The following is a 23840-nucleotide window of genomic DNA, read 5'->3' as shown; positions in this document are numbered from 1 at the left end:
CGTCTGATGACCCGGCCCCATCGCCCTTCCACTCTCGCTCTGGAGCTTCCCGTCATGGCTCTCACCTCCACCTCCTCCATGCCTTCCACCGGTTCCCCGCGTGTCGGCGCTGTGGCCGTCGTCGCGCCGTACGGTGAAGCCGGCCGTCATGCTCAGGAGTACGCCCGGCGCGGGTGGAAGATCACCGCCGTCACCCTTCCGGCCCACGCCCTACCCGCGCAGCACCGTGAGGGAACCGACCTCTCCGACTACCCGGACGTCATCGAGCACGTCGGTGGGCTGCGCCGCACCGCCAGGCGGCTCCGTGAGCGCGGCGTCAGCGCCGTCATAGCCGGCAGCGGCATCGGCGTGCCGCTCGCAGACCGGCTCACGAGAGCCCTCGGCCTCGCCGGGAACGATCCGGGCACGACAGCGCTTCGCACCGACCGTGGCGTACAGGCAGCTGCCCTGGCGGACGCCGGCCTGGCCGCTCCGCGGGTCCTTCGCACAGCCAGCCTTGCCGGCGCTCTGCGGTGGGCAGAGTCGAGCCGCTTGCCCGCCTACGTTGTGGCGGTCGCTGACAGCTCGGCGGCGGCGCCGCCGGCCGTGTGCCGCAGCGCCGCCGAGATCAGTACTGCCTGGCGCCGGCTGCGCCGCGCGGCGCACCACCAGACAGGTACTCATGACCTGGTGATCCAGGAGTACCTGCCCGGCCGGCAGTACATCGTCCACACGGTCAGCAGTCCGGCGAGCCAGCATGCGGTCACGGGTGTATGGGCTGAGGAGCGCACGTCCCAGCACGTCCACACACGTTCGGACCTGATGGCCTCACCCAGCCTGCTGGTCCGTTCTTTGTACCTGTACGCCATGCGCGTCTTGGACGCGCTCTGCGTGGAGACGGGTCCCGCCCGCTTTCGAATGGTTCTCACCGGGCGCGGTCCCACGCTGTTGTCCGCCCGGGCGTTCGCAGAGCCTCCGCTAGCCGCTGAGCTCTTCGAACTCACCGCGGGCATCGACCATCTCCGGGAAGCCGTACGAGCGAGCACTACCGGGCTTGTCCGACCGTGGGTCGATGACCAAACCGTCAGCCGTTTCGTCTCTCGCGTCTCCTTGATCGCCCCACGTGAGGGAGTCCTCGATGCACAGCTGCTCCGCACGGTTACGACACTCCCAACAGTCCGCCATGTCGTCGGATCGCTGGTCGCCGGGGCCGCCGTGCGCAAGACGGTGGACCGCCAGTCCTCCCCCGGCGAACTCGTGCTGTCCGCCGTATCGCGACAGGCGATCGAGGAGGACTACCGCGTGATCCGCGCGGTCGAGAGGCTCGGCCTGTACGACGGGGCCGCCCTGTGAGCCTCATGGCCTCGACATCTCCCGGGCAGACCCCGCCGCACCCTGTCGTAGTCGGGTGGCCGTCCGTGCTGCGGCTCCCGCATTGCGCCCGGCTTCTCGGCGGCACACTGGTGGGCCGGATCCCGCTCGGCATGGCTCCGGTCGTCCTGCTGCTCGCCGTGCGGGAGCGGGGCGGCAGCTACACGCTGGGCGCCGCGCTGGCCGGTGCCTTCGGAATCGCGGTCGCGGTCGGTCAGCCCCTGTTGGGGCGCTTGGCCGACCGGATCGGCCAGACCGTCCCCATCGTCGTTGGCGCGCTACTTTCCGCCGTTGCCTTCGTCGTGATCGCGGTCACCGGAACAGGCAACATGCCCGTGGTGCTGACCGCCGCGGTGGTCGCCGGTGTCGCAGCGCCGCCTCTTGAGGCGGCCCTGCGCGCTCTTTGGACACAGGTCGTGCCCTCACCGTCCCACCTGCGAGCCGCCTATTCACTGGACTCCGGCAGCCAGGAGCTTGTCTATGTCGCGGGCCCGCTGCTGGCTACCGCCGTAACTGCTGCGGCAGGTTCCACCGCGGCGCTCCTGGCCACCGGAATCATCGGCCTGACCGGAGCGGCGGCCGTCGCCACTTCATTGCCTTCACGGGCCTGGCGACCGACGGTGAGGAGCAGGGGCGGTGTCCTTGGCGCCCTCGGCTCGGCCGGCCTGCGGCTCCTGCTGTTGGCCCTGATCGCGGTGGGGGCGTCGCTCGGTGCTCTCAACGTCGCGGCCCTGGCGGCCGCCGAGCGCTCCGGTGCCGCCTGGCTCTCGGGGGCGCTTCCCGCCGCGCTCTCGATCGGAGCTCTGATCGGAAGCGCGTTGTATGCTGCCCGCCCTTGGCAGGCGGGCCCTGGTACGCAGCTGGTCATCGCAGGTGCCGGGTTTGCTGCCTCCTGGTGGCCGCTGTGCCTCGATGCGGGGCCGTGCATCAGCCTGGCCCTAGCCGTGGTCCCGGGCGTGTTCTTCGGTCCGCTGCTGACCTCCGCCTACCAGTGCCTCGACCTCCTCGCCCGTCCTGGGATGGTCACCGAGAGCTTCGGCTGGTTGGTCTCCGCCTTCGGCATCGGGACGGCGCTCGGTACGGCCGCAGCGGGCCCGTGGCACGGCTCCTGGGCTGTGCCCTCCCTGGCGGCCGCCGTGGCACTCCCTTTGCTTCAGGTCGTCCGTCGCCGACTCGGCCGTTCGGCATCAAGGAGGATGTCATGAGTGCCGTCACCATCCCGCCTCTCACCAAGGCGGTGACTCGGCTGGGCCAGGCCCTTGCCGCCACAACTCGTCGGCGTGCTGCGGTCACGACCTATCTGCCTGCCGGCTCTCCGACGCTGCCGCAGAGCATGGACGTCCTGCATGCCTCTGCCGCCCGCGCTGACGTTCTCGGACTCGGGGGGCCGGCCTCCTCTTCCGACCACGCGTGTGACGGAGTCGGAGGTGATCTGCGTTGACGTATCGCGTGGATGTACCCGAGGCGGCCAGGGGTACCGGAATGCGTCGGGGCATCGACCTGCTGGCCAGGCAGATGGACAGTCGGCAGCCCGTCCTCGGTGCCTTCTCGTTGGCGGGCTTCCCGGACTACCGCTACGGCGTCGAAGCCCTCGTCGCGTACGCGCACAACGGTGCGACCGTGCTGGAGGTGGGTGTGCCCACGGTGAATCCGTGGCTCGATGGACCGGTGATCGCGGCCGCCCACCGCGACGCAATGCGTGCTGGTCATGGTGTTGGCGCCACGCTGAGGACGGTGGAGCGGGTGTCCGCTCTGACCGGCGAGCCCGTGGTCGTGATGAGCTACTGGGCGACGGTTAAGGCGCACGGCCCTTGGCGCATGGCCCACGAGCTTGCTTCGGCGGGCGCCGCGGGATGCCTCGTTCCTGACGTCCCTGCCGAGCGTGTCCCGGATTGGGCGGCGGCAGCGGCCGACGCAAGGATCAGCGCCCCCCTCCTGGCCAGCCGGGAGGCGTCACCAGCCGAGTTGTCTGCCGCGTGCCGGGCCGCGACGGGGTTCATCTACGCGCCGGCGGCCGCGGGGCAGCGCACGGGCTACCTGTCCGGGATCGACCTCGACAGACTCTCATCGTTCGTCGCCATGGTGAGGCGTGCCGCGCCCAGCACCCCAGTCGTCAGCGGTATCGGCGTCTCCACTCCTGCCATGGCGGCGGCCGTGGTGGAGCAGGCGGACGTGTCCGGCGTGGTCGTCGGCTCACCGCTGGTCCGCGCCTTCAACAAGGGCGGCGTGAGCAGTGCTGCGGCACTCGTTGCGGAGTTCGTTGCCTCGATGGCCCGGCCGAGCGGAGCGGCACGGTGATGCGCGCGGAGGTGAGACGGATTCAAAGGCTGTCGGCGCCCTTTGTCCAAGGGGCGGAGTAGGTCTTGGAGGGGATCGCGGGGCCAGAGGATGAGTGCGGTCCTGTTACCTTGGTCTGCTGATGGCCCAGCCCGCTTTCCTCGGGCTGGGCCATTGACGTATTCAGACGCGGTCGAGGACGACATGGTCATCCTCGATGAGCCGACGCCAGAACGTACCCTCGGTTTCGTGCACAGCGGCGGTCGCCTCGACCGGGTCGCTTGTTTCCAGAATCTGGTACCAGTCGGTTTTGGTTGGATATGTTTTGCTGGTGCCCAGCACCCGGAAGAGGGGCATGATCAGTAGTTGCTCTGGATGGTGCCCTGGCATCCCGGGCAAGTCACGGGGTCGGTCTCGTACAGGTGGTCGACGTTCTCCTCCTCGAACGTCTTGCTGCACGCGGTGCGCATGAGGAGGCCGGAGGCGTAGGTGGCGGCGTGGGTGTGGCGGCCGCGGTGGGGCTTGATGCGGTCGGGATAGGCGCGGCTCTTCAAGACGAGCCCGGCCGGCTTGGGCCCCTGAACGGCGGGAACAGCGGTCTGCTGCTTGCGCCATGAGATACGCAGGTTCCGCATCTCGTCGCAGATGCGGTCGTAGCGCTTTTTGGCCTCGATGTAGGTCTTCCGGGCGATCTCACCTTCGTCTTCAAGCTCCCGCATCCGCCTGTCGTACTCGGCCTGGCTGGCGGGCAAGGCGTTGCTCATTGGCCGTGCTCCTCACTTCTCGATGACGCGGTCGGCGGCGTCGCAGTCATGCAGCAGGTTCTTGGAGGTCCCGCATTCGCACAGATCGGGTCCCCGCTGGTCACCCTGGTAGTTCCCACCGCAGGAGCAGTGCTGTCCCTCGTAGATGTAGCAGTCCACGAAGTGCGGTCCGTCCGGGAGACGGCCGCCGTTCGCGATGGTCTGATGCAACAGGAAGTTCATGTTCGAATCTCCACTTCTCGGTGTCGTTCGGGCCGGACATCTCGCATGGTCACACCCGTCACTTCTCCTGGTGGTGGCGGTTGACGTGAATGTTGACGCTCTCGCGGGCACCCCGGTAGCCGCAGCCAGGGCCGAAGCCCTCGGCATGTCGCCGCACTCCGCCCGCATTGGGCAGGGACAGATCCGGCATAGGCTCGGCCACGTCCCATTCGACCAGAGGGGCCCCTCGGCGCTGGTAGTAGGCCTGCTTGACCTTCTTGCGCTGTTCGTAGGCTTCGCGGCCGCGGATGCCGTACACCTCTACGTAGGCGTGGGGAACGACGTCGGTCAGCACGAAGTCGGGAAAGACGGCGTCCGTACCGTCGTAGCGGACCGGCTTGACGAAGGATCGACCGCCGTCAGCGAGCGCGTTGCCCATCGCGACCTCGTGGCTGGAGTCCGCCGGAATGTAGAGCCGGTTCACCAGCATGACAGCCATGTCGACGACGCTCAGGTGCGCCTTGGGGCTGAGCTCGACGAGGAAGAGGCCTACCCGACGGGCATCCTGCTCGCTGGCGGCCTCGGCAAACGCCGACCGGTAGGAACGGATCACCCGCTGGTGCAGGGCGGCAGACGCGTAAAGCGGGGCGCGCTGGTGAGCGAGCGCGACCCGAACACCGTACTGAGTCGGTGTGACGTTCTTGATCTCCCCAAGCATCAGGCCACGATGCTCCTTGAGCCCGTGCCGCCCCAGACGGGCCCTGAAGCCCTCGAACGCCGCAGTGGTGCGCTCGGCACTCTCCGGGTGAAATGGCGGCACGATGTACAGGGCCATGTTCGCCGGATCCTGGTTGATGGAACAGCCCTCGATCTGTTCGCGCAGCCGCGCGTGACAGATCCACCAGTTGCGGCGCCGCCAACGTGGGTGCCAAGCGGTGAGCTGGGATTCCTCCCACAGCCAGTGAAGCAGGCCCAGCAGCCCCACAGTGCGCCGGGTCCGGCCCTCCTTCTGCTCTCCGGACGTCTTGGCAACAGGCGGCTCTGTGAGGCTCCGCGCGAGAACAGCGTCAAGCCGGATCGAGACGCCGTTCTCGTTCTCACGGATGGCCTCCGCACTGTACGTTTCACGGCCGCTGAGGCCAGGGGCCAGCTTGTGGAACGGGCATGCGGCATCATGGCGCTCCCCCTCCCCCGGCCAACCCGCCAGGTGGTATCGACCAGCGCGGCTGCACCGAATCACAAGACGAAGGGCGGGCGTGCGGCACAAGCACTCCGCGTGGCCGACCGTGGCCTTTGCCCGGCTGAACAGGGGGGCGTACTCGCCCGGATGCTCACGCACGCGTACCAGCGACAAGACTCGCCCACCAAGCCGTACCCGCCCCTCTGCCTCGGTCATCGTCGCCCCCTGGCTACCGGCATGATCCACTTATAAGGACCGTAACCGGTAGGCGCACGGCGCGACCAGATGTCTGGTGCTGTGAGCGCCTTCATTAAGGCACGTTCGGGAGCCTGCCGTGCAGGTCGCGTTTCGCGAGCGGTCGGCGGCGGGGTCCTACGGGGGCGCCGCATCGTTGTCTCGTCCCGGATCAGAGGTGCTTGGGCGCGAGGGCCAGGCGGTGACTGTCCTCCAGCGCGGCGACGGCCTGCGGGGGAACGACGAGGATTCCGTCGAGGAGCTTGCGGGCCTTCGCGTACGCACTCCGCCGCTCGTGCTCACTCCCCGAACCGGTGTCCAGCGCCGTGGCGAGGAGCTTGCGGGCCTGCTCGACCGCGCTCCGCTCGGCAGGAGGAGCTGTCGAAGACCGGCGCGACGGGCGCGGTCGTCCGCCGCCTGCCACGCGGTCCGCAGCACGGCGACGGCCTGCTGATAGCGGTCGAGGTCGTCGCCGAGCCTGGCGTCGTCCGCCGCGGCGAGGGCCTGCACGAGGGTGGCCGTTTCGGGCACGCTCACATCGCTCAGGGACGGCCGGTCCAGCCACTCCAGGACGTCGCTGAGGTAGTCCCCGTACGCGGCGGCCACCGTGTCGTGCGAGGGTCAGCGTCAGCCGGGCCAGCCTCCTGCTGTGCCGCAGCGAGCGGGAGCGGAAGCTGGCCCGGAAATGGCCCTGGCCCTGGACATGCAATTTGTGCGACGACGGATACGGCGCGGGCAAGACCGAGGCTGAGGCCCGCGAGTACGCAGACCAGCACCTCGTCCGGGCCCACCCGGAAGCCGCCCAGGCACTCGACCGCGCCACCGAAGGAGACAGGTGACCGTTTCGCCCATGCTGCGAAGGCCCGCCCCGCAGCCCCTCACCACCGTTCCGGAAAGCAGCATCCACGGGGCTCCGGTCGCCCGCCACGGCGAACTCGCTGCGGCGACCCGGGATGCCAGCTACCTCCGCAGCCCCAACGTCCATGCGGACACCCACCTGCACGTCGCGGTCTTCACGCGGCACTACGCCGTCGGGTCCGGCATGGCCGGCATCGGGGCCGCGTGCGACCCCAGGCACATCCTGCTCGACGAGGGCATGTTCTTCGGCGCGCACGAGCTCCCGAAATCTCACTGCCGCCGCGCCGGGTGCCGCGTGCTGTTCGCGGAGGCGGACCGTCAGCGGCGGGACTTCGCGCACATGAGGTCGTACTACTTGCTGGACGAACGGCCCGGCGCCGCCCTGGGGCTGGCCGCACGGGTCCGTCATCACGGGCGACCGGGAACGGTGATCGACACAGAGGACCGTTACCTCATCGTCCGCCTGGACGACGAACAGCACCCCCGCCGCTGTCACGTCACCAACGGCATGGAGTACGAGCTGGACCCGGGCCAGTGGGTCAAGGCCCGCCCGGTCAGCCGGCCCAGCTCGGCACCTGCGGCCGTGGGGTAGCAGCGGCCCAGCCCGCGACGCAGCAGAAAGGGGGCGGAGACATTCGCGTTGTCTCCGACCCCCTCCTGCCTGTACGGGCGCCCCGGCGGCCGCGGGCGGTCTGGACGAGGACGACGAGCAGCCGTGAGGCTGACACTGGGCGTCTCCATGCGGCCTCGGCGGTCGTTGACCGGGTGAGACGCCGGGCCGGGGAGGGCCCGACCCGTGAGCGTGAGGAGGGGTGTCCAGGTGGCGCGGTCGTTAGGTGTGTCGCTGGCCGAGGCGTATCCGCAGGTCGCCGCGATGTGGCTCCAGGAGCGCAACGGCGGGCTGACGCCGCAGAAGGCGACGCCGAAGATGCAGGTCGCGGTGTGGTGGCGGTGTGCGGCCGGGCACGAGTGGGAGGAGAACATCTCCACCCGCACCGCGCTGCCGAAGTGGAAGAACGGCGACGTCGCCGCCTGCCGCGAATGCGTGGGCTACCGGGTCTCCTACACGTACCCCACCTGCGGGCACACCGCGATGGTGACGCCGGAGGCGGCGGCGAAGAAGCACCCCCGGTGCTGGAAGTGCCAGCAGCAGTGGTGGCGGGAGAACGAGCCGCGGATGAAGGCGGAGCTGTCCGCCGCGGCGAAGGCCGCCGCCGGCCGCGCAGCCGAACTGCTGGACGCCGTGCCCGTGCCCAAGGACGTTCCGGCGCCGCTGGCGACGGAGTGGCGGTGGTGGGCGGCCAAGCACCTCCAGGGCGCCATCGCCGCCGAGGAGGTCATGGGCAAGCAGGGAAGGCGCGAACAGGTCCTGGCGCAGGTCACCCGGGCCGCCGCGACGCTGCTGCCCTCGAAGGAGGCGGCCGGGCGCGCTGCCGCCGGTGAAGGGCAAGGGGTGCTGCGGCTGCTTGACCAGGCGCACTGGGCCGAGGGCTGGCTCCACCACCTCACCGGCCGCCGACCCCGCCGGGTCCAGGCCGAGCACCTGGAACTGGTGGCGTGGCAGCTGGGCGACCTGCTGGCCACCTGGTCCCAGGAGGCCGCCGAAGACGTCGCGGAGGACCGGGCGGAAGGTGGCCGCCCGCCCACCACCGCCGACTTCACACGAAGCCTGACCCGGGTGGCGCTCTCCATGAAGGAGGAGCTGCTGGAGGACAGCGTGCTGGCGCCGTACGCCCGCGCCTACCGGGAGCTGCGGCTGCCCGTGGTGCCGGACGGCAAGGGCCGCTACGGGCGCTTGGACGTGGTGATCTGGATGCCCGGCCTCCCGGACGTCGTGGTGGAGATCGACTCCGCACCGAACGCTGCGTCCGCGCAGAAACTCGCCTTCGCCCGCGACGCCGGCGCCTACCCGCTGTGGGTCCGTTTCGGCTCCGGCGGCATCGAGAAGATCGACGACGTGATGGTCCTGGACATCCGCGACGCCGTACGCGGCGTGTGCGAGGCCGGAAGCGGCGGCTGAGACACAACAAGGCCAGGCGCCCGACCGGAGGTCCGTCACATCCCTCCGCCCGGGCGCCTGGGTCTCGTGAGGCCCGTCAGGGCCTCGGCAGCGGCAGGCCGGGCAGGTGCGGGTGCCGCAGGTGCTGCCCGCCGTCGTAGACGTGCAGGGTGAACGTCTCCGGTCCGGGACGGTCCGCCTCGTCGTACGCGGACAGCACGCGCTCGATCCGCTCCCACAGCCGCACGGGGCCGCCCTCGCGGACCTCCCACCTGTCCTCGATGGGGGTGAGGGTGGCGGCGGAGCCGGTCACGACGTCGACCAGGTGCACGACCTCGCCGACGGTCGTCGTCTGCGCGTCCGGCACGGCGCACTGGGCGAGGAACCGCAGGTGGAACGCCTCCTCGGTCCCGGCCGTGATCCGCTCCGGACTGTGCCGGGCCGCCCGGCCGGTCTCCGGAAGCCCTGCGGCCCAGTGGGCGGGATTGCCGAACGCTGGCGCGGCGTGCGTGCGGGCGGACATGAAGGACACGGTGCCGGGCAGCAGCCGTCCCTCGGCGGTGCCGTCGCCGTTCACGGTGAGCAGGACGCGGGCGTACCCGTACAGCCACCCCGAGAGGGTGAGCAGGATCTTCCCGCCCGGCCGGGCCTGCGCCAGCAGCGCGGGCGGCACCGCGCGGAAGGAGCACGCGGCCACGATCCGGTCGAACTTCGCCTCGGGCCAGTAGCCGTACAGCCCGTCCGCCACCGCCAGCGTCGGCGTGTACCCGCAGCCGTACAGCGCGCTCGCGGCCTGCTCCAGACGGTGGGGGTCGACCTCGATGCTCGTGACGTCGGCCGAGCCGAGGCGTTCGCAGGCCAGCGCGGTGGAGTAGCCGGTGCCGGTGCCGATCTCCAGCACCGTGTGCCCCTCCTGCACGTCGGCATCCGCCCACATCCGTACGACCAGCGACGGCAGCGTGGAGGACGACGTGGGGGCCCCGCCGTGCCGTACGGCAGGCTGCTTCCAGTCCGGTTCGTCGCCGTCGAACTGCGTGATCAGCGTCGTGTCGGAGTACGCGGCGGCCAGCCACCGGCCATAGTCGAGCTCGGCGGTGACCGGCTCCCACACCGTCAGCCCCTGCCCGTCGAGCCCGTCGGCGGGCAGGTAGAAGCCCGGCACGAACCGGTGCCTCGGCACCTTCTCCACGGCCGCCCGCCAGCCGGGATCAGCGAGGACGCCATCCTCGGCGAGGGCCTTCGCCATCGCCTCGCGCAGCCGGGCGGCGTCGGTCTCCAGGTCGGCGGGCATCGTCATCGCGCCCCGCCTCCTTCCGTGCTCGTACTCAGGATGTCGGCGAACGCCGTCGTGATGTCGCCGGCGTCGGGCAGCCAGCCCCACTGGCCGTTGGGGTTGCACTCGATGAACACCCAGTCGCCGGGCTCGCGGCCGTCGCCGGTCAGGGCGAAGTCGAAGCAGCCGAAGGCCAGGCCGAACGCCGACAGGTAGCTGTGCAGCGCAGCCTCGATCGGCATTGGCACGGCGATCGGGGCGTGCAGGAGCTGGTCCCAGTCGCCGCGGCGCCAGTCCAGCGCCCCGTCCGGGGCAGCGATCTGCTGAGCGAACACACGGCGTCCGACCACGGTGACGCGCACGTCGCCGGTCTTCGGGATCTCCGCCTGGAACAGGTGGGCGGTCACCGCGAGCGAGTCGTCGAAGGACTCGGGGTCGACGCGCTGGGCCCAGATCGCGCCGGTGTGCCCGTCCTCGTCGCGGGGCAGGCCGCGGAACGTCTTGTAGATGATCCGCCCGTGGTCGGCGGCAAACTTACGGGCCTGCTCGACGTCGTTGGTGACCAGCGTCGGCGGGATGGCCAGGCCGAGCTGGGCCGCCCGCTGGAGCTGGGCGGGCTTGAAGTCGGCCGCCGTGACCGCGCTGGGGTGGTTGACGTAGCGGGCGCCATGCAGGTGGCCCAGCACCCCGCCCAGCCCGTGCCGGGCCTCGGCGGCGGAGAAGTCGCGCTGCTGGGCCGGGAGGTGGCCGTACCGCGCGGAGTACAGGGTGGGGCGGCGGTAGTACACCGCCGCCACCTCCCCCAGCTCCACCTCTCGGCTGGCCGTACGCAGCCGCCCGCCCCACGATGGCGCCCCGGCGCCGATGCGAGCACCGAAGGACAGACCGGCGCCGATGTCGGCCGGGTCGACGCGGACGACCGGCACCTCACGCTCGTTCAGCGCGCCGATGACCCGGTCCGCGGTGACGTCCTCCAGGGACGTGATGACCAGGACGAGGGGAGCCGTCATCGCGTCAGTCCGACTCGTAGTCGGTGGTGTGGTCGTCCTGCGTCTGCGGCTGCGGGTTCTGCCCGTCACCGCCGCCGGACATCGACGCCGTGCCGGTCGTACGGGACGTGCCGTGCTTGCCCATCTCCACCACCTGGCCGGCGGCGTCGGTGTAGCGGGCGGTCTGCGTGGCCGCGTCGAGCGTCACCGCGGCGTACGACGGCGGGCCGACCGGGAGCCGGTCGGTGACCAGCCGCATCGCCCACGGAGCCTGAGCTGGGGGTGCAAGCGTCGCCATGCGTTCGTCCTTCCCCTTGCCTCATGCGGATAGCCCGGGCGGCTACCGCCTGAGCAGAATCCGCCTCTGGCCAGGGCCGTGACCAGTACCGTGGGTGCCGCGAACCGTGGCGAAACTGCCACGCTCCGTGATGCGCGAGTCGGGGAGGGCGAGACGGCGATGACCGGCAGATCGAGCAATCCGCACCTCGCGCTGTGGCTCGCGGCCACCGGCCTGTCCCACGGCGAGATCGCCCGCCGGATCGCCGCCGAAGCCATCCGCCAAGGTCACCGGCAGATCGCACCCGATGCGACCCGCATCCGCCGCTGGATCGACGGCGAACGCCCCCGCCCGCCGGTCCCGGCCCTGCTCGCGGCCGTCATCTCGGACGCGGTCGGCCAGCCGCTCACGCCGGGTGATTTGGGCCTGACGGCCGCAGGGCCGACGCTGGATAGCATCCAGCTCCCGCTGCTGACCGAGGCAGCCGCCCAGACCCTGGCCGGATGGACGCAGATGGATCTCTTCCTCGACCGCCGCGACACCCTCAAGCTCGCCCTCGGCGCCCCGCTGATCCTGGCCGCCGAGCGGATGCTGGGCGGCACCGCCCGCCGGCTGAACGGCGCGACCAAGGGCTTCGACACGGACACCACGACGGCGCTGGAGGAGGTGACCGCGTTCTTCACGAAGGCCGACGCTTCCAAGGGCGGCGGCCTGTACCGCTCCGCGATCGTCGCCCAGCTCGCCGAAGTCGCCCGCCGCGTCCAGGACGGCGTCCCCGCCTCGCTAAAGGCCCGGGTGTTCGCGGCGACCGCGGACCTGGCGGCGCTGGCCGGGTGGGTCAGCCACGACTGCGGGCGGTACGCCACCGCCCAGCGATACTGGTCGTACGGCATCTACGCCGCCGGTGAGGCCGGGCAGCCGGACCGCGGGGTGGAGATCGCCACCCGCATGTCCCACCAGATGATCTACCTCGGACACCCGGACGACGCCCTCGGCCTCCTCGGCGTCGCCGCGAAGAAGGCAACCATCCCCGCGGCCCGTGCACTGGTCGCCTCCCAGACCGGTCGGGTGCACGCCGCCCTCGGCGACGAGCACAGTGCCGAGCGGCACCTCGGCACCGCTGACGAACTGGTCGCGGACGGCCTCGGCGAGGTGCCGGAGTGGGTGGCGTACTTCGACGCCGCCGAGCACGCCGGCGCCCGCGCGGTCTCCGCCCGCGACCTCACCGGCATCGGCCGGAACCGTCGCGCCAGTGATCACTTCACCGACGCGCTCGCCCTGCGCAGGCCCGGCTTCGACCGCGTGCGCGTCATGGACCGCATCGGGCTGGCTGCCGCGTTGTTCACGGAGAACGAGCCGGAGCAGGGCGCCGCCGCAGCCCACCAGGCGCTGGACGAGGCCGCCCGCATCGACTCCACACTGGTCACCTCCCGCCTGAACACGCTGCTGGACGCCGCCCGGCCGTACCGGACCGCCGCGGTGGACGAGGTCCGCACCCGCGCGGCGGACCTCGCCGCGGCCCGGCCGACCACCGTCGCGGCCTGAGACCATCGACGTCATGGGCAAGCACTCCCGACCCGGACCGCCGAACCAGCCGTCCCGCGCCGTCCCGCGCGTCGACGCCGACGACAGGCTCGCCGCGTACAACAAGCGGCGCCGCCCGCCGCTGGACGTCTACCGCCGGCACCGCCCGCTCCACGGCGGCGGCGGGCACCTCCGCCCCGAGGAGCCACGGGCCCTGGAGGAGTGGAACGGGTTTTCGTACGCGCCGGCGGGCACGGCCGCGAACCTCGCGGAGGCACAGCGGTGGGTGAACGAACAGACGTCCGGCACGACGGGCGGGCCGGTTGAGGAGCATCGGAACAGCGATTAGCGGTAGCGCCCGTTCCGCTTTCGGGCCCCGCTCCCGAAGCTGCGGCCAGGTGCCATGTAGCTGTGCGTGACGATGGTTGCGGACGGTGATTCTCATAAATGAACAGTTGCGAGAGTTCTGCGAGGGCCCCGAAGTGGATCACGTTTCCACAGGTCGCCGTTCGCAGAAGGCCTCTCAAAACCTGCACGTTGTGCGAGACATTTCTGACAGACTTCCGGGGTGGATCTGACGCCCGATCAAGCCGCAATCGCGGTAGAACGAAACGACTGTCCGAAGTGTGAAGCCCCGGCGGGCAGCGCCTGCCGCACCCGCGGCGGGAAGACCGCGACGAAGTACCACACCGCACGCTTCATCCTCGTGCCCGCGCTCCGCGAGGAACTCGACGTCCTCGTGCTGGAGGACCGCGGCCCGGGACGACCATGGAAGCAGGGCCCGCCCGTCGAGGCGGCGCCGGCCGTCGAGGCGGCCAAGCCGATCCGGATTGGGTACGCGCGCTGCTCGACCGCGCAGCAGGAGTTGCAGAGCCAGCTCGATGCGCTCCGGCCGGTCTGCAAGCGGATCTTCTCCGAGAAGATCAGCACGCGGGTGAAGACGCGGCCGAAGCTGGAGGCGGCGCTGAAGCTGGCGTACGACATCAAGGAGGCCGCCCCCGACCAGGAGGTCATCCTCACCGTCCACGAGCTCAAGCGCCTGGCCCGCAACGCCGCCGAGCTGATGACCCTGTCCAACCAGCTCCAGAGGGCCGGCGTCCAGCTCGAACTCCTCACCGGCCCCCTCACCGGCATCTACGACCCCAACGGCATGGGCGCGATGTTCTTCGCCGTGCTGGCCGTCGCCGCCCAGCTCGACCGCAACTACATCCGGGAGAAGACCCTGGAGGGGCAGGTCGCCGCCGCGACCAAGGGCAACCACGGCGGACGACCCAAGGTCATCGACGACGACATGCTGCTGTTCGCCCGCGCGCTCAAGGACAAGGGCGTCCCCGTCCCCGAGATCGCCAAGAAGCTGACCATCAAGACCGGGAAGAACGCCGGACAGCACCCCTCCGTCGCCTCCGTCTACCGCGCGCTCGCCGACGCCGAGGAGACCGGCGCCCCGGCCGGGCCCGAGATCATCGCCCCGCGCCGGCCGACCCGGGTGGACCTCACCGGCCCCGGCAGCGGCACCGACCCCGAGCTGATGGAGCGGCTTACCCGGCAGGTCATGGACGGCACCACGGACGACGTGCTGCACACGCTCGTTGAACAGACCGAAGACGGGACGAACGATGTTGTGGCCGCGCTGCTGGCGCAAGCCCGGCTCGAAGGGGAGGACGCGTGATCCGCACGCCGCACCGTACGAAGGGCCCCGGCGTACTCGGCGCCGAAGGCCCTGGCCGCATCGGGCCGTTCGGCCGCTGGCCCGACGACACCGAGGACGAGGACCAGGGCCAGCCCGTCGAGGAACATCCGACCGGAAACCGGCGGTAGGCCGCCCGGCCGCCGGGACAAGATCCATCTCAGCGCAGGCGGCCGTACGCCGCCTGCAACCACCACCAGGGGGACGAAGACCATGGGCAAGACGACCAAGAAGGCCCGGCAGGCACCGCCGCTGTCCGCCGACCGAGTCCGCACCGGCTGGCAGGGCCCGGCCGGTACGCGCATCCACCTGGCCCGGCCGCAGGACGCCGATGCCGCGGACGCCTTGCTCGCCACCTCCGGCGAGGGCGTTGGGTTCCTGCCCGAACTGCGTACCGCGATCGAGAACGGCACCGTGGCCTCCACCATGCTCGACGGCCTCGGCGGCCCGAAGGCGTACCGCCACGCCGCCTCGTTCGCCTTCACCAGCCAGCCCATGACCGAGGCCCTGACCACCGTCTGCCTGCCCCTGGTCGCCACCGATGAGACGGACCGCACCATCGGAGCGCTGTCCGCGACCGCCCCCGGAACGCTTATCGACATGGCCATGAAGAACGGCTTCGGTCCCGACAAGGCCATGGCCCTGAGCCTGTTCGTCGGCAAGGTCCACGGCCTGGCCGTCGCCGAACACGCCCGCGGCCAGGGCATCGCCGGCACGCTGCTCAAGCGGGCCTGGCAGGTCTACCAGCAGCTGGGCTACTACGTGGTGTACGGCTCCTACGAGGCTGATCGCGATCTCGGCGCCTTCTACACCCGATACGGCTGGACCGTCCACGCCCCCGGAGAGCCCTTCTCCCTCGACCCCATCGCCCTGCCCTTCCGACTCGGGGCAGGCGACGACCAGTGCATGTTCACCCGCTGGCGCCCCCGCCGCTGATGAGCGGGCCCCGAGTGCCGGTGGGTGACCCGGACGGCACAGACGGCGTTGAACCAGGCGTGACCACGACGATGCGGCTCACGCCCGCCATCGGCGTACAGCGCAGCGGAGGCGAAACGGCTCCCCGCCCCGAGCTGGAGCCGATCTTCACCGCGCTCGCCGCACGGTGGGAGACCGACGGCCGGACCGTGCCCGGCCGGGCGGATGAGGAGTGGGCGGTCCTCGCCCGCCGCTATCCCTGGCCCGTACGCTGACCGCGCGGTGCGGGCACGGCCCCCCGCCACCCGCACCGCACCCCCAAGGAGCCCGCCAGCACCGGTACGGCGCCGCGCTCCCAGGGCTGCCGGACCGTCACCGTGGTTGGGCCCCGGTCCGGCAGCCCCACCAGTCCACCATCCCGGCTGGGGGCCGGTTCCGTCTCAGCCTCGGCGGCGCCGGGCCTCCTGGGCCCGGCGGAGCGCCTGGGAGTACCCGTCGGGTGCCTGCTGCGGGGTCTCCGGGCTCGTCGAAGAGGAGACTGCCAGAGATCTTCCCGTTGCCGCAGCATGTCGGTATTCCGAGGATTCGAAGGCACTGCGGCGGGGCCCCGTCTCCGGATCCCAGGCTGCTGCCCGGTCCAGCGATGGGGTTCCCAGCCGGGTCCCGGAAATTGCGCAGCCCTCTGTCAGTGCCGGGTGGGAGGATCGCCAGTGGCCGGGCGTCCGGCCGTAACCGGGCGGGGACGGACATGAGCAGCAAGAGCACATACGAGTGGCCGCGTGGGGCGACACCGTCGGACATGATCCAGCTGGAGGCGTGGCTCGCCCAGCACGGATGGGAAGTCGACCCCACGGTCTACATGGCCGGTGCGGGCGGCGCGGCCGTCCAGGTGCGACGTACGGGCGCGGCCTGGCAGGACGGGGAGGCCGGACTGCTCATCCTGCCCGCAGAGACGGTGCTGTGGGACGGCGCCCGGATGCAGATCGCGCCTAGGGCCGCTGTACCGGCCCGCTGTGCAACCTCGTAGGCTCAGGGTCGGAGATCACGAGGGGTAGGGGCCGGGTGGACATCAACGAGCAGATCGAGGCTTCGCGGTCGTGGGAGCACGGCGACCCGGGGCCGCGTCCGTACGACCCGAACTCCGCCGCGCTGGTGCGCACGGCCGCGTTCCTGGAGCGGATCGCCGGGCTCATCAAGGAGGACCCGGAGGCCTCGGCCCTGGTGCACGCCAGCAACGACCCGGCCGTACTGCTCCCGTTGGCGGAAACGGCACCGGGCCGGGAGCGGCTGCGCCTCGCGTTCGACGAGGACCCCGGCATGGTGCTGTGGCTGGAGTCCAGCGCCGTCGGCCAGGACGTCCTCGCCCGGGTCCAGATGTCCCTGGATGCCCCGGATCCGGAGGTGGCTGCGGAGGCGATACGCACCGCGCCGTCACCGCAGGTCGCCGAGCAGCGGCGCCGCCGGCATGAGGAGAGAGCGCGGGACCACGAGGAGCACCTGCGTTACATGGCAAGCCCTGAACACGCGGCCCGCAGGCAGCAGACGTACGAGGTGATGATGTCAGCCTTCGAGGCGCAGCGCGGCGCGGAGTAGAGGCAAGCACCCGGCTGCGGCGTCGGTGCCTGCGGCGGGCGGGCGCCTACATGCTTCCGGCCCCCTTCGATCCTATGTCGAAGGGGGCCGGTGCGTTGGTAGCGGGGACAGGATATGAACCTGCGACCTCTGGGTTATGAGCCCAGCGAGCTACCGAGCTGCTCCACCCCGCGTCGGTAAGACCACCCTACGCTACTGATCGTCTGCTCCGGACCGAATTCCTCTGGTGCTGCCACTTCACCGACGGCTCATTTCGGTGGGCGTTCACCCGGGCGGGTGGCACGGCCTTGGCCGCCTGAAGGGCTCGGGGCTATGGTCGGGCGCGGCCCTCGTGCGGCCGAAGGTTCCCGTCCCGTCCCATGACCGCGACGTACACGGCCGAAGGTGCTCCGCATCAGCGCGTGTCTCGTCCTGTCCGTGCTGTCCGGCCGGCGGGTCATGGGCCGCGGGCTGTGAAGGACGTACTGATGACGAAGAACCACGCTCGCAAGTCCGCGGCCCGTGCCCGTGCCGCCATGACTGGCCAGCCCTACACGTCCGCGGGCCTCCGGCGCGAGTCCGAGCTCGTCGTGCTGCGACAGTACGGGAACGGCGGCCCCGGCTGCCTCACCCTGGTCGTCGCGAACTGGACGGCTCCGGGGAGCCGGTCCTTGGCTGGCGTCGCGCCGGGAGTGGTGCACCAGTGGCCGAGCTCCGCCGAGCCCGGCAAGCCGCGGGTCGACCCGTACCGGCACATGATCGAGCACGGCTGGTCCGACGGCGCGGATCCCTCCATCGGCGTGGCCCGGTGGGGCGTTGTGTTCGCTACCCCGGACGGCGTCCTGAGCCACATCGCGTGGGACGACTGCCTCCTGTACGCCGAGGCCATGCAGCTCACGCCGACCAACCACGCTGCGCTGGCCTGTGCCCAGGACGGTCTGGTCCGCGTCGTGGTCACCAAGACGGCACAGCCCGCCGACCGCAGCGCCACCCAGGCGTGGGTCCTGAGCTTGCTGTCCACGCCCCGGCTGGCAGTGAAGGCCCTGTTCCAGATCCACGAGTCGCCCTGCCTGCCGGGCGCGTTTGTGGAGCACGTCAACAGCCGGCTGCCCGACGGCGTCGCCCTGGTCTCCCCCGGGTCGGGATTCCTGCCGCCGTGGTTGACCAGCCCGGCGTAGCCCCGACTTCTGCGGCCCGGCGGCCTTTACCGGATGAGGGGGTAGCGCGGCCGCGATGGGCTGATCACGATCAGGCGGCCAGGCCGAGGAAGCGGGTCGGGTTCTCCTTCCAGGGGACCTTCTTGCGGCGGTAGGCGTCGAAGGCGGTACTGCGCAGCGAGTGCCGCGAGTGCAGCGCGACCGTCTCGGGCGGGCTGCCGGCGGCCAGGGCCTGCTGGATCCAGCCACGGCGGAAGCTGTGCCCGGTGATGCGGCGGACGGCGGCGCGGGCGGCGCGCCGGGCGGTGCGCCAGGTCTTGAGGACGGCGTTGGCCTCTTCGGCGGTGGGCGCGGCGTCGGCGGCCGCGAGCGCTTCCTGCCTTGCCCGGGCTGCGACGGCGCGCTCCTCGGGGGTCGGAGTGGGAGTCAGCTCGGCGGCGCGGGCGGTGGCCTTGATGATGTCGTTGACCGTGTCGGCGGTGATGCCGCCGCGGCGGCGGTCGTCCTTGGCCCGCCGTCCGGCGGCCTTGACGCCGATGTTGCCGTGCCGGTCGATGCGGCGCAGCAGCGGGCCGGGGGTGAGCTGGCCGTCGTCGGCGAGGACGTCGAGCCATTCCCGCAGGGCGTGGATGGGGCAGAGCTCCTGATCGGCGGGGGCGAGGATGCGCACTTCCTGCCCGCGCGCGGCCTGGTCGGCCTTGGAGCGACGGATCTTGATGATCAGGGCTTGGTGGGGGCGCTTACGGCCGTCCTCGTCCTCGATCTGCACGGTGCGGATCTTGGCGTCGTGCAGGTTGAGGCGGGCGGGCTCGGAGGCGCGGGCCGCCATCCACCAGGCGATGAGCAGGACGGCGGCGTCCCGCTTCCCGCGCGCCGTGGTGCGGTTCAGCTTGCGCACCATCAGGCGCAGCTCGTCCAGGGTGACGGCGTCGGCCTGAAGGGGGCCGGGTTCCACCAGGGGGTCGTCGGCCTCCTCGCCGGCGCGGTGGCGGATGACGAGCTGGCAGGCCTTGACCTCCCTGTCCGACAGCGGTGTGCCCTGGATGGCGCGCATCGCGCGCAGGGTGCTGAAGTGGGCCTCGATGCTCGTTGCGGGGTGGCCGCGGTCGCCGAGGTCGGAGAGGTAGGACAGCACCGCGTTGGGCTCGTCCTCGGCCCAGTCGTAGGTGGCGCACCACAGGGCGTAGGAACGCCAGCGGCTGGCCCGGGCGTTGTGGGAGTTGCGGGGGACGGAGTCGGTGAGCTTGCGGGCGGCCGAGGCCGAGATCCGCTCGCCGGCCGGAGAGACGATGTCCGGCTCGGCACGGCGCCGGCGCCGGACGGCCGGAGTGCGGCCGGGCCCGGCGGCGGGGACGAGTTCGGTCGACGTCATGACGCGGGCTGCTCCTCGTGCGCGCGGGCAGTGGCTTCGGCGATGTTGCTCGGGCGGGGTTCGCTGCCGGGGAGCGGAGGCTGGCCGGCGGCCTGGCGGCGCTGCACGCTCGCGGTGTGGGATCGCAGGGCGGCGGCGGCCGGGTCGGCGGCGAGGCGCAGCGCGCGCTCGCAGGCCAGGCAGGGGGTGCCGCACAGGGAGCGCTCGAAGTCGTGCGGGCTCACCGGCAGGGTGCCGCAGGCCATGCGCCACCGGCCGGGGCGCTCCTGGCGGGCGGTGTGGTCGAGGCGTCCGCCGTTGACGCGGACGAGCCTGGTCTCCGTCTCCACGGCGGCCAGCACCTCGGTCATCTCGTCGCGGAGGATGCGCGGCGCCCGGGACTGCGCGGTCGGGTGCACCGGCAGGGGGTGCCACATGTCCACCGTCATCTGCTCCCCCGCTCCTCTCCGACCTTCTCACAGAAGTTCTTGTGTGAGCCGGATACCTGCGGACGCTGCTTGTCGTGTCCCCGACGGGCCCTGATTCCGGCTAAGCAGAGAGTATCCGGAATCAGGACCCGGCGCAGGACCGACACCACACCGTGCGGATTTCAACCAGTTGAGCGCCCCGAGGAGCCCGGATTCCGGCGCCACGGCCACAGGAGCCGATCTGAGCACACTACCCCCGCACGGGGTGGGTGGTGCCGGGAATGCACATCATGCCTGAGAGCGGCACACAGAGCATCAGCGCACGTCAGACACAGTTGTGCGTCACGCCTTTATGGCTCAATAATCCTCGCGTTTGAGTTGAGTTGTAAGTTCAAGATCCATGCTCTACGGTGCGGAAGGACCCGGTGACCGCCGGGCGCGAAAACGCGGACCCCGGACGCCGGGAAGCGAGGAGAACCCGTTGAGTCGGCGGCGATGGCGCGGCGGCGGTGACGGTCCGCTCATGGACCTGGTCAACCTGGCCGGCATTTTCGCGCCCGTGCTCCTGGCCGCGGTCCTCCTCGGCCGGCACCTCGGCTGACACCCCACCGCTCACGCGTCAGCCGCCCTCCACCTTCAACCCGAACGGGGAAAGCCATGCCGAGTCCTGCTGAACTGCGCGCAAGGGCAGCCGAGTTGGAGGACCGCATCCCTCCGGCCGACGCCGGTCCCCGCACGGACGACGAGCGGATGTTCGCGGAGAAGGCCACCGCGCTGCGCGAGGAGGCCGACCGCCTGGAGGCCGAGGCGGTCCCCGGCACCACCGGGACCCTCGCCGAGCGCATCAGCGACGTCATCGCCAACGAGGTCCCCGCCGCCTACGCCGATCTGGCGAGCGCGCGGGCGCGGGAGGTCGTCGCGGCGTGGCAGGACGACGCCACACAGACGCTCGACGGCGTCCGGGCATGGTTCGCGCTGTACCGCCCACAGCTTTCCCGCTCAGCGGCCCAGGCACTGGACGCCCTGCTGAACCAGCACGCCGACGAGGAACGATGAGCACGATCCCCTACACGCACTGGGCGTACTTCCCGGACCGGGCCAGCGCCGAGGGATGCGCGAAGGAACTGGCGGACTACGTGACCCGCATCAGCGAGCCGGACCCCGCGATCACGCCGAAGTGGCGGCTCCTGGCCGCACGGGACGTCGAGGTCGGCAGGCTGGTGGAGCGGCACCGGGAGGTCGAGGCGATCGTCACCCGGCACGGGGGCGAGTACGACGGCGGAGAGGCGACGTACGACTCCGGGCGGCCCGTGGCCGACCCGATGATCGTGCAGGGCGACGAGGGCTGGGAGGGCGAGACCCCGCGATGAGGACGACGACCATCCGGCCCGGCCGCGCGGCCGCCGCTGACGAGTGGCTGGCCAAGAAGCTCATGGAGGCCGGTTTCGGCGGCCCGGACTGCGACTACCCCGACTGCACCACCGCCCGGGCCCCGCGCCCCGAGGGCAAGCCCGGTCCGCCGCCCAAGTTCTGCGTGCGGCACAACAACCCGCGCGACCGGCAGATCGCCTACCGGGCACGCAAGGCCCTGGAGAAGGAGCGCGCCACCGCGCCGGAGCCCGTTCCGGTCCAGCAGGCCGTGGCCCAGGGAGCCCGCGAGCAGCAGGTCCTCGCGACGCTGCTGCCCCGGGTGCTGACCGCGCTGGAAGCCGTGCACGCCGGGCAGCAGGCCGGCGCGGACACCGCCGCGGTCGCCGCCCACATCGAGCAGGTCACCAGCGACGCCGGCGAGAAGGTCCGCCAGGCCGAGCAGCGCCGCGAAGAGGCCGTACAGGACGCCGCAGCGGCCCGCGAGGAGGCCGCCCGCAGCGACCAGGCCGCCGAGCAGGCACGCGACGAGCGGCAAGCCGCCCTGCTGGAGGCGGCCTGCGCCCTCGGCGAGGCGGCCGCGGCCGACCAGCGCGCCACCGCCGACCGCGCCGCTCTCGACGAGCTGTCCGAGACCCATCGGCGACTGCGCGACGCCCACCACGAACTCACCGGTACACACACCCAGCTGACGGCGCGGCACGAGGAACTGGAGCGGGCCCACGCGGAACTCACCGGCGAGCACCAGAAGCTCCTCGCGGTGCACGGCCGCCTGCAAGGCGAGAAGGCAGCACTGGACGCGCGCCTTCAGGAGCTGACCGGCGACAAGGCCCGCCTGGAGGAGCAGCAGCGCCGCACGGCCGCCGAGCTCGCCGCCGCCCAGAGCGAGAACACCGGCCTGACCGCCCGCCTCGACGAGCTCCAGGCGCACCGCGAAGAACTCAAGGCGGACAACGACCGCCTGGCGGCCCGGCTGGAGGAGGAACGCGAGCGGCACCGCCGGGTGACGGCCGCCTTGCAGGCGCAGCTGGCCGCGGCCCGGGCGGCGAGCGAGCCAGGCGCGGCCGCCGGCCACGGGGACGAGGCGGCCGCCGAGCCGGAGCCGGCCGACGGCGACGAGGACACGGAGGGAACCGGGGAGGACCGGGAGGCCCCGGTGGCCATCGACGACCTGGGCGTGCACGGCGGGTCGGGCTGGACGCTGGTGCGCTACGAGGACGACCACGGCCGCTGGCGGGTGCTGCGCGACGGCGAGATCGCGGGCAGCATCCAGCCCGAGCACTCCCTGAACGGCACCCTGCTGGGCTGGTCCGCCCGCACCGCCGGCGCCTTCCCGCTGCGGCCGCACGGCCAGAAGCACTTCGCCAACCGCGAGCAGGCCGCCGGCGCGGTCATCCGGGACAGCCTGCGCCGCCCGCCGGGCACTGCGGCGGCGGTGGTGGCCGACGCCTTCACCGCTCTCGGCGAGCCGGAACAGCACGCTCTGGTCGCCGCGGTGATCCCGCTGGCCACCGTCACCCCGGAACCCGGAGGCAAGCTGGCCCGGCTCCCCCAGCCTGTCCGGGACGCCGCCTTGCGCACCGCGCTGCGCGTGCCCAGCGAACCAGACCTCCAGCAGCTCACCGGCCTCGACGCCGCAGCGCTCGGCCGCAGCAAGGAGGCCCGGCACCTGCTCCGCGCCCTCCAGGACCTCGCACCGGCGGATACGCAGGAGGAGACCGGCCCAGTGGACCTTGGCACGATCGGCGACCGCGCCTGGCAGCTGGAGCCCGACCCCGCCAACCTGGGCGGCTACCGCCTGCTCGCTGACGGCACCGTGGTCGGCGCCGTCGCCCCCGTCCGGCGCCGCAAGACCGACACCGTCCGGTGGACGGCCGCACACCGGCGGCGCGCCCTCGGGCGCGGCCCGGCCCACGCCAGCCGGGACGCCGCCGCCCGGGCCGTGATCGCGGCGGAGGACGCCTGGGTGCCGCTGCCCGACCTGGATGACGAGGCCTACCTCCGCATCCCGGCCGGCCTGCGCTCCCACCTGCACGGCGCGGCCCTCCGCATCGACCTGCGGCGCGGCCGGCTCGCCCAGATCCAGCCCGGCGCCTACCGGCAGCAACTCCACGCCGCACTCAGCCAGGCCCGACGCAGCGCGAGCGGCCGGATCCGCGGTCAGCACCTGGTCGTTCTTCTCGACGCCGCCCGTGAAGACCTCGGTGCACCGGGCAGCTCAGCCGCCGATCGGCTGTACGAGGCGATTCAGGGCATCCGCAGCGCCCTCGTCACAGGCTGAAGGGGGGCGGCAAAGCCTTCCTTCTGGTACTGGGGAGAGCAGGACGGAGAAGCTACCCTCTTCGACGACGGGAGGCCCGACCTGGGCGGCCTGGTCCTTCTCCACCTCGCATCGGAATCCGCGACGCGAACGGCCGGGCGGCCCCTGGATGACGA

Annotated in this window: 28 protein-coding genes and 1 tRNA gene; 18 read left to right on the top strand and 11 right to left on the bottom strand. The window is 71.7% G+C overall.

Annotated features, from left to right (window positions below; translation table 11 throughout):
- Positions 1 to 54 precede the first annotated feature (54 nt).
- The 3 genes from LPA54_RS26545 (at position 55) to trpA (ending at position 3648) form a co-directional block, all read left to right on the top strand.
- Complete coding sequence (locus LPA54_RS26545) at positions 55 to 1332, top strand: hypothetical protein (RefSeq protein WP_228982212.1); 1278 nt, start codon at positions 55 to 57, stop codon at positions 1330 to 1332.
- Positions 1333 to 1397: 65 nt separating this feature from the next.
- Positions 1398 to 2555, top strand: a complete 1158-nt coding sequence (locus LPA54_RS26540) for an MFS transporter (protein ID WP_228982211.1) — start codon at positions 1398 to 1400, stop codon at positions 2553 to 2555.
- 232 nt (positions 2556 to 2787) lie between these two features.
- The gene (trpA, locus tag LPA54_RS26535) at positions 2788 to 3648 is read left to right on the top strand and encodes a tryptophan synthase subunit alpha (protein WP_228982208.1); all 861 of its coding nucleotides are present in this window, start codon (positions 2788 to 2790) and stop codon (positions 3646 to 3648) included.
- A 162-nt stretch (positions 3649 to 3810) separates the two neighbouring features.
- Here trpA and LPA54_RS26530 read toward each other — a convergent pair whose 3' ends face one another.
- The 5 genes from LPA54_RS26530 to LPA54_RS26510 all read right to left on the bottom strand — a co-directional run bounded on the left by LPA54_RS26530 (position 3811) and on the right by LPA54_RS26510 (position 6430).
- Complete coding sequence (locus LPA54_RS26530) at positions 3811 to 3984, bottom strand: hypothetical protein (protein WP_228982205.1); 174 nt, start codon at positions 3982 to 3984, stop codon at positions 3811 to 3813.
- A gap of 2 nt (positions 3985 to 3986) precedes the next feature.
- The gene (locus tag LPA54_RS26525; RefSeq protein WP_228982202.1) at positions 3987 to 4391 is read right to left on the bottom strand and encodes a hypothetical protein; all 405 of its coding nucleotides are present in this window, start codon (positions 4389 to 4391) and stop codon (positions 3987 to 3989) included.
- A 12-nt stretch (positions 4392 to 4403) separates the two neighbouring features.
- On the bottom strand, positions 4404 to 4613 hold the full coding sequence (locus LPA54_RS26520) for a hypothetical protein (protein WP_228982201.1): 210 nt from the start codon (positions 4611 to 4613) through the stop codon (positions 4404 to 4406).
- A 58-nt stretch (positions 4614 to 4671) separates the two neighbouring features.
- Positions 4672 to 5988 (bottom strand): DUF1173 family protein, encoded by a 1317-nt coding sequence (locus LPA54_RS26515; RefSeq protein WP_228982199.1) that lies wholly within the window; start codon positions 5986 to 5988, stop codon positions 4672 to 4674.
- A gap of 190 nt (positions 5989 to 6178) precedes the next feature.
- Positions 6179 to 6430 carry a DUF2786 domain-containing protein gene (locus LPA54_RS26510; RefSeq protein WP_228982197.1) on the bottom strand — a complete coding sequence of 84 codons (252 nt, stop codon included), beginning with the start codon at positions 6428 to 6430 and terminating at the stop codon, positions 6179 to 6181.
- Between the two features lie 286 nt (positions 6431 to 6716).
- On the opposite strand from LPA54_RS26510, the gene LPA54_RS42480 reads away from it, so the two are divergent.
- The 3 genes from LPA54_RS42480 to LPA54_RS26500 all read left to right on the top strand — a co-directional run bounded on the left by LPA54_RS42480 (position 6717) and on the right by LPA54_RS26500 (position 8884).
- Positions 6717 to 6845 (top strand): hypothetical protein, encoded by a 129-nt coding sequence (locus tag LPA54_RS42480; protein WP_267487652.1) that lies wholly within the window; start codon positions 6717 to 6719, stop codon positions 6843 to 6845.
- Between the two features lie 11 nt (positions 6846 to 6856).
- Positions 6857 to 7456 carry a hypothetical protein gene (locus LPA54_RS26505; RefSeq protein ID WP_228982195.1) on the top strand — a complete coding sequence of 200 codons (600 nt, stop codon included), beginning with the start codon at positions 6857 to 6859 and terminating at the stop codon, positions 7454 to 7456.
- Positions 7457 to 7684: 228 nt separating this feature from the next.
- Entirely contained in the window at positions 7685 to 8884 is a 1200-nt protein-coding gene (locus LPA54_RS26500; protein WP_228982193.1) for a zinc-ribbon domain-containing protein, read from the top strand.
- Between the two features lie 76 nt (positions 8885 to 8960).
- Here the strand turns inward: LPA54_RS26500 and tgmC are convergent, their stop codons facing one another.
- The 3 genes from tgmC to LPA54_RS26485 are packed head-to-tail and all read right to left on the bottom strand — an operon-like array spanning position 8961 to position 11423.
- On the bottom strand, positions 8961 to 10160 hold the full coding sequence (gene tgmC, locus LPA54_RS26495; protein WP_228982192.1) for an ATP-grasp peptide maturase system methyltransferase: 1200 nt from the start codon (positions 10158 to 10160) through the stop codon (positions 8961 to 8963).
- Positions 10157 to 11146 carry an ATP-grasp ribosomal peptide maturase gene (gene tgmB / locus LPA54_RS26490; RefSeq protein WP_228982191.1) on the bottom strand — a complete coding sequence of 330 codons (990 nt, stop codon included), beginning with the start codon at positions 11144 to 11146 and terminating at the stop codon, positions 10157 to 10159. Before tgmB ends, tgmC begins: the two co-directional genes overlap by 4 nt.
- Before the next feature lie 4 nt (positions 11147 to 11150).
- Positions 11151 to 11423 carry a putative ATP-grasp-modified RiPP gene (locus tag LPA54_RS26485; protein ID WP_228982190.1) on the bottom strand — a complete coding sequence of 91 codons (273 nt, stop codon included), beginning with the start codon at positions 11421 to 11423 and terminating at the stop codon, positions 11151 to 11153.
- Between the two features lie 159 nt (positions 11424 to 11582).
- Between LPA54_RS26485 and LPA54_RS26480 the strand changes: the two genes are divergently transcribed.
- The 8 genes from LPA54_RS26480 (at position 11583) to LPA54_RS26445 (ending at position 17121) form a co-directional block, all read left to right on the top strand.
- A complete protein-coding gene (locus LPA54_RS26480; protein ID WP_228982186.1) occupies positions 11583 to 12947 on the top strand; it encodes a Tat pathway signal protein in 1365 nt (454 codons plus the stop codon).
- A gap of 13 nt (positions 12948 to 12960) precedes the next feature.
- Complete coding sequence (locus LPA54_RS26475) at positions 12961 to 13275, top strand: DUF6087 family protein (RefSeq protein WP_228982185.1); 315 nt, start codon at positions 12961 to 12963, stop codon at positions 13273 to 13275.
- A 357-nt stretch (positions 13276 to 13632) separates the two neighbouring features.
- Complete coding sequence (locus LPA54_RS26470; RefSeq protein WP_228982184.1) at positions 13633 to 14595, top strand: recombinase family protein; 963 nt, start codon at positions 13633 to 13635, stop codon at positions 14593 to 14595.
- Positions 14592 to 14744 (top strand): hypothetical protein, encoded by a 153-nt coding sequence (locus LPA54_RS26465; protein WP_228982182.1) that lies wholly within the window; start codon positions 14592 to 14594, stop codon positions 14742 to 14744. Before LPA54_RS26470 ends, LPA54_RS26465 begins: the two co-directional genes overlap by 4 nt.
- Before the next feature lie 82 nt (positions 14745 to 14826).
- Positions 14827 to 15549 (top strand): GNAT family N-acetyltransferase, encoded by a 723-nt coding sequence (locus tag LPA54_RS26460; RefSeq protein ID WP_228982180.1) that lies wholly within the window; start codon positions 14827 to 14829, stop codon positions 15547 to 15549.
- Between the two features lie 59 nt (positions 15550 to 15608).
- Positions 15609 to 15803 (top strand): hypothetical protein, encoded by a 195-nt coding sequence (locus tag LPA54_RS26455; protein ID WP_228982178.1) that lies wholly within the window; start codon positions 15609 to 15611, stop codon positions 15801 to 15803.
- Between the two features lie 473 nt (positions 15804 to 16276).
- Complete coding sequence (locus tag LPA54_RS26450; protein ID WP_228982176.1) at positions 16277 to 16555, top strand: hypothetical protein; 279 nt, start codon at positions 16277 to 16279, stop codon at positions 16553 to 16555.
- A 35-nt stretch (positions 16556 to 16590) separates the two neighbouring features.
- Positions 16591 to 17121 (top strand): hypothetical protein, encoded by a 531-nt coding sequence (locus tag LPA54_RS26445; RefSeq protein ID WP_228982174.1) that lies wholly within the window; start codon positions 16591 to 16593, stop codon positions 17119 to 17121.
- 96 nt (positions 17122 to 17217) lie between these two features.
- On the opposite strand, the gene LPA54_RS26440 is transcribed toward LPA54_RS26445, so the two are convergent.
- Positions 17218 to 17294 (bottom strand) — tRNA-Met (locus tag LPA54_RS26440).
- A 294-nt stretch (positions 17295 to 17588) separates the two neighbouring features.
- On the opposite strand from LPA54_RS26440, the gene LPA54_RS26435 reads away from it, so the two are divergent.
- Entirely contained in the window at positions 17589 to 18278 is a 690-nt protein-coding gene (locus tag LPA54_RS26435) for a hypothetical protein (protein WP_228982168.1), read from the top strand.
- A gap of 70 nt (positions 18279 to 18348) precedes the next feature.
- Here LPA54_RS26435 and LPA54_RS26430 read toward each other — a convergent pair whose 3' ends face one another.
- Both LPA54_RS26430 and LPA54_RS26425 read right to left on the bottom strand, forming a co-directional pair.
- On the bottom strand, positions 18349 to 19629 hold the full coding sequence (locus LPA54_RS26430; protein ID WP_228982165.1) for an integrase: 1281 nt from the start codon (positions 19627 to 19629) through the stop codon (positions 18349 to 18351).
- Positions 19626 to 20057: a hypothetical protein gene (locus LPA54_RS26425; RefSeq protein ID WP_228982163.1), complete on the bottom strand. Its 432-nt coding sequence runs from the start codon at positions 20055 to 20057 to the stop codon at positions 19626 to 19628. The genes LPA54_RS26430 and LPA54_RS26425 overlap by 4 nt, the downstream gene beginning before the upstream one ends.
- 636 nt (positions 20058 to 20693) lie before the next feature.
- Here LPA54_RS26425 and LPA54_RS26420 point away from each other — a divergent pair.
- From LPA54_RS26420 to LPA54_RS26410, 3 genes are read left to right on the top strand one after another with little or no spacing between them, the layout of a single operon-like run.
- Positions 20694 to 21092, top strand: coding sequence for a hypothetical protein (locus tag LPA54_RS26420; protein ID WP_228982162.1), 399 nt, complete (start codon positions 20694 to 20696; stop codon positions 21090 to 21092).
- Positions 21089 to 21406, top strand: coding sequence for a ribonuclease E inhibitor RraB (locus LPA54_RS26415; protein ID WP_228982160.1), 318 nt, complete (start codon positions 21089 to 21091; stop codon positions 21404 to 21406). The genes LPA54_RS26420 and LPA54_RS26415 overlap by 4 nt, the downstream gene beginning before the upstream one ends.
- Positions 21403 to 23685, top strand: a complete 2283-nt coding sequence (locus tag LPA54_RS26410; protein ID WP_228982159.1) for a hypothetical protein — start codon at positions 21403 to 21405, stop codon at positions 23683 to 23685. The genes LPA54_RS26415 and LPA54_RS26410 overlap by 4 nt, the downstream gene beginning before the upstream one ends.
- Positions 23686 to 23840 lie beyond the last annotated feature (155 nt).

The sequence above is a fragment of the Streptomyces sp. DH12 genome (assembly GCF_020873895.1).
Lineage (GTDB): Bacteria > Actinomycetota > Actinomycetes > Streptomycetales > Streptomycetaceae > Streptomyces.
Note: the sequence above shows the minus strand (reverse complement) of the source record. Positions and strands in the feature narration are given on the sequence as shown.